The 1,607-nt window shown below is 64.6% G+C and carries 1 protein-coding gene; it reads left to right on the forward strand.

The window, feature by feature from the left end:
- Positions 1-1,598, forward strand: a 1,598-nt coding sequence (locus tag ACOVRJ_RS18375; protein WP_422045277.1) for an IS4 family transposase, incomplete at its 5' end; no start/stop codon positions are given.
- Between the last annotated feature and the right edge of the window lie 9 nt (positions 1,599-1,607).

The following is a 1,607-nucleotide window of genomic DNA, read 5'->3' on the forward strand; positions in this document are numbered from 1 at the left end:
CCCTGAGCCTTACCCACAATGGCGGTGAAATAAATTGTACCCTCGTTTGGATGGTTATCTTCGGGCGGGTGCCCACTCACTCCCAGCGCCCACTTCCCACCTCTTCATGTCAGTCCTCTTCCGAGGCCAACGCCCGGTGGGCGCATAACGAACTTGGTTCCATTGAACTGGGTGACTCGCGCCGCAACCGGCGCATGGTCAAGGCCTTCAGCCAGATGCTCAACGCTCCCGGTGCCTCCATTCCCCAATGCTCCAGCTCACTCGCCCAGGCCAAGGCGTTTTACCGTCTGCTGAATGTCGAGACGCTGACGGACACGCTGCTCTTTGAGGTGCAACGCCAGGCCGTCCTGCGTCGTGCCCAGGCCAGCGGCTGCCGTGTGCTGCTCGCCATCCAGGACACCACGACATGCAACTTCGACAGCCATCACAGCCTCGATGGCCTCGGTGCGATCTGCAGCAACCGTTGCAAGTCCGGCATCCAGGGCCTGCACGTCCACAGCACGCTGCTGAGCGCCGCCGATGAAGACGCCGTCTTCGGGCTGCTGGGAGCCAAGCTCTATGCCCGCGAGGTGTCGCGCCAGAAGCAGGCACCGGGCACGCGTAATCGCGAGCGCATCCAGGACAAAGAAAGCATCCGCTGGCTGGAGAGCCTGGCGCTGGCCCGTGAGGCCCGCCAATGGCTGCGGCAGCCTTACACAGAGCAGGGGGCAGGCACCACAGCACCGCTCATCCTCAGTGTGGGCGACCGTGAGGCCGATATTTACGAACTGCTGGTGGAAGCCCAGCAGCATCGAGACGAGAACCTCGGGCTGCTGGTGCGTGCGCAGCACAACCGCACCCTGGCGGACGAGGAGGAGACGCGGCTGTGGCAGCATCTTGCCAGCAGCCAGCCTGCGGGCAGCCTCACGCTGCAACTGCCGCGCAGCCAGGGACAACAGGCACGGCAGGTCACGCTAAGCGTGCGCTTTAGCAGCGTGACCATCGCCGTGCCCGCGCACAAGGCGAAGTATTTGAAAATGGACACGCCGGTGAATGCCAGCGTGGTCGAGCTGCGCGAAGAAGGAGGCATCGAAGGCAAAGGTATCTGCTGGCGGCTGCTGAGCACGCTGGGTGTGGAGACGCTGGAGGCAGCCGTGCAACTGGCGCGGTGGTATGCCAAGCGGTGGCAGATCGAGGAGTTCCACCGCATTTTGAAGACCGGCTGCCGGGTGGAGGCGCGGCAGATGCGCAGCCTGGAGCGGCTCAAGCCGATGATGGCCCTGGACATGATGGTCGCGTGCCGGATCATGGGCATGAGCGCCGCCGCCCGGCAGCGCCCAGAAGACCCGGCCACAGACTGGCTCGACGAGGACGAGATCCGTGCCTTGGAGGCCTATGAAAACGCTGGGGAAAAGCCAAACGCAGCAGACAAGCGCCTGGAGAAGGCCCCTTCGATGAGACTGGGAGCGGCGGTGCGCAGCATCGGCCGGCTCGGCGGACACCTGGGGCGCAAGGGCGACGGCCATCCGGGCGCACAAGTGCTCTGGCAAGGCCTCGCCAAGCTCGACATCATCACCGAGGTCTGGCGCAGACTCCGCCACCCACCAACTTGTGGGTAAGGCTCAGGG

This window comes from Roseateles sp. (genome assembly GCF_049240545.1).
GTDB lineage: Bacteria > Pseudomonadota > Gammaproteobacteria > Burkholderiales > Burkholderiaceae_C > Paucibacter_A.